This window comes from Streptomyces sp. NPDC017890 (genome assembly GCF_044328675.1).
Classification (GTDB): domain Bacteria; phylum Actinomycetota; class Actinomycetes; order Streptomycetales; family Streptomycetaceae; genus Streptomyces.
Genome location: NZ_JBIRHU010000112.1, coordinates 1 through 2,265, shown reverse-complemented (window position 1 = coordinate 2,265; position 2,265 = coordinate 1). Strand labels below are relative to the sequence as shown.

The following is a 2,265-nucleotide window of genomic DNA, read 5'->3' as shown; positions in this document are numbered from 1 at the left end:
ATCGGAGAGTGTCTTGCTTCGCAGCCGATGCCATCGTCGCGATTGTCACCGATCCAGGTGTTGGGCTACGCGTGTCGGAAGGCGCGTCAACGCCAAGTGCAAGTCGGCCGGCACCGGCATCGGCTGCTTTCATCACTGCGCGTCCGACGGCGGTCGAGTCGGTGATGTCCACGGCCTGGGTCGTGACCGCACCCTGGCGACCATTGACCGAAGAAACTGGTGACGCCGGGTAGGTGTTCTCGCGCCAACTCGCAAGCTGCGTCGGGTTCGTGCCGATAATTTGGAAGTCGCTACCGCGGTCCGTGCGCGTGCACCAGTCGCCCTTTTGACCATCGAGCTCGAGCATCGCTGCTTGTGATGCCACAGCGCCGAGGAAGTCCCGGATCGCGACGGCCGGGATCTGCGACTGAACCAGTACCCCGTTGCTATCGAGGTCAGCCTTGGTTGCGAGTTTCGCGGTTAGACCGGTGACGTCGGATTCGGGGTGACTATGGGCGGTTGGAGTGCGGGCGTTGGTCAGTCGCGAATCGCCCTCCTGCACTGATGTGTCCGCTCTTGCGAGGGAAGCCTGCACACCGGTGGAGGTCTTTCCCTTCGTCACTGCTTCGTCAGCTAGCTTCGGTGTTGTGACGGCGTTGTCAAGAACCGAGCCCGCGACTATGTCGTCGGCCGCGGCTTCTGCGCGCTGTGCCTGCAGTGTCGCATCGGTTACCGCCTGCTGCGACAGCTCCCTCTCGATTACGAACTGTGCGCCGTACTGCTCCAGTGTCTGGTCAACGAGGCCAGCTGTGTTCTCGATGCTGACCTTGACCTGCACGAGTTCGGTCTTGATCTGCTCGACATCGCCCTTCGCCGTGACGACGACGCCGCGCGCGTCAGATACGGTCTGACGGTCGGTCGCGACTGCGGATGCTGCGGACTCCACAGCCAGCCGATCCTCCGCAACCTGAGCCGCATCGGACGCAACATCTTGGATCCCCGCAGCGGTCTGGACTGCCGCGTCGGCGGCGTCCTCGGCTCGCCCTGCTGCCTCGTTCGCTTCGGTGATCGCGGGGACAGCGACGGTGATGTCTGCGCCCTGCGACATGTCGAAGACCAGGTTGTCCCCGGAGAGGGTGATGCCGTCGACGTTTCTACCCGGCGGACCCGGAACGGTCGAATCCTTGCCCGGAGGACCCTCAAGCGGAACGAGGACTCCCCCGCTGGGAGTCGATTCCGTTCCAAGATCGATGCGTTCACCGTCACTGCCTACGAGAATCACTGCGCATTCACCTTCTTCACCTGCCCGGTCTGGAGTTCCTGCTCGGTGGTGGGCGTGGTTGTTGTGTCCTTGAGCATGAGCCAGTACTTTGTGCGCGGTTTGACGGTCGCCACAATCTCGGACTCGATCTTCAAATGTGCGACGTGCCCGGTGATCTCGAATCCCCATCGGATTTGCGCTGGACCGGGATCACCGATCAGGAAATACAGCTCAAGACCTGCGGGGAACTCTGAGTCGTCGTCGAATCGGTACCAGTAGACGAAGTCGCCGACAGTCGGCAGGTTCAGAGCTCCGGTGGGAGTTGGCCGTCGGATATCCGGCATCAGTTCACCTCCGGAATCATTGCGTAGAAGTCTCGAATGATCTGAGCTGTATCGGGATCGATGTTTGCGGATGCGCTCGTGATCGGAATCTCCAGATCAGCGAGTCGCTGAAGAATCTCGGCCGACGTGACGCCGAGTTCCTGCGCAAGCGCATAGACCCGAATCGGCGTCGACTGCGGCGAATCCTGTTCTGGAACGTCCTGTGTCGCCACGGTTTCTGGCTCCGGTTCAGGCTCGATGATCTCCGGCGGAACGATCTCGTAGCCCCCGGCTGTAGTCAGAGCCCACATGCATGCGTCGTCGAGAGATACGGCATGTTGAAGGATGCAAGAACCCGGAAGCGGATTCATCAGGAGCGCGGTACCGTGCTCGGTTCCTCCAAAGACCTCAATACGTGGGCCACCGAACTCGGTGAAACAAACGATCACATGGTCGAAGGTTCGGCCGTTCGAGGGATCACGAAGTGGCGGCGTCACACGGAATGCTCTTGCAGGACCGGCGAATCCGCCGCAATCAATAACTGGTGTCGCTGTGTTCACGCTGTCTCCTTCAAGTATTCGACGACGACGATCCGTCCGTCTGCGCCGGAACCGCCTGCGGCTCCGACCGCGGATTGGTATCCACCGCCACCCCCGCCACTCGGGTATCCGCCGTTCTTTCCGGCCGGGCTCGCCGCCGTTC

At 61.6% G+C, this 2,265-nt stretch carries 3 protein-coding genes; all 3 read right to left on the bottom strand.

Annotation, left to right across the window (positions count from 1 at the left end; translation table 11 throughout):
* A partial coding sequence (locus tag ACH4F2_RS35735) for a hypothetical protein (RefSeq protein WP_398136781.1) occupies nt 1-1,261 on the bottom strand: 1,261 nt, incomplete at its 3' end.
* Nucleotides 1,258-1,584, bottom strand: coding sequence for a hypothetical protein (locus ACH4F2_RS35730; protein WP_351648283.1), 327 nt, complete (start codon nt 1,582-1,584; stop codon nt 1,258-1,260). The genes ACH4F2_RS35735 and ACH4F2_RS35730, both read right to left, overlap by 4 nt.
* Entirely contained in the window at nt 1,584-2,123 is a 540-nt protein-coding gene (locus ACH4F2_RS35725) for a translation initiation factor IF-2 N-terminal domain-containing protein (protein WP_353798940.1), read from the bottom strand. Before ACH4F2_RS35725 ends, ACH4F2_RS35730 begins: the two co-directional genes overlap by 1 nt.
* Nucleotides 2,124-2,265: the final 142 nt, after the last annotated feature.

Bases quoted from the DNA above. Each gene is read 5' to 3' on its own strand.
- ACH4F2_RS35730 (WP_351648283.1), bottom strand. From the start codon at position 1,584: ATGCCGGATATCCGACGGCCAACTCCCACCGGAGCTCTGAACCTGCCG.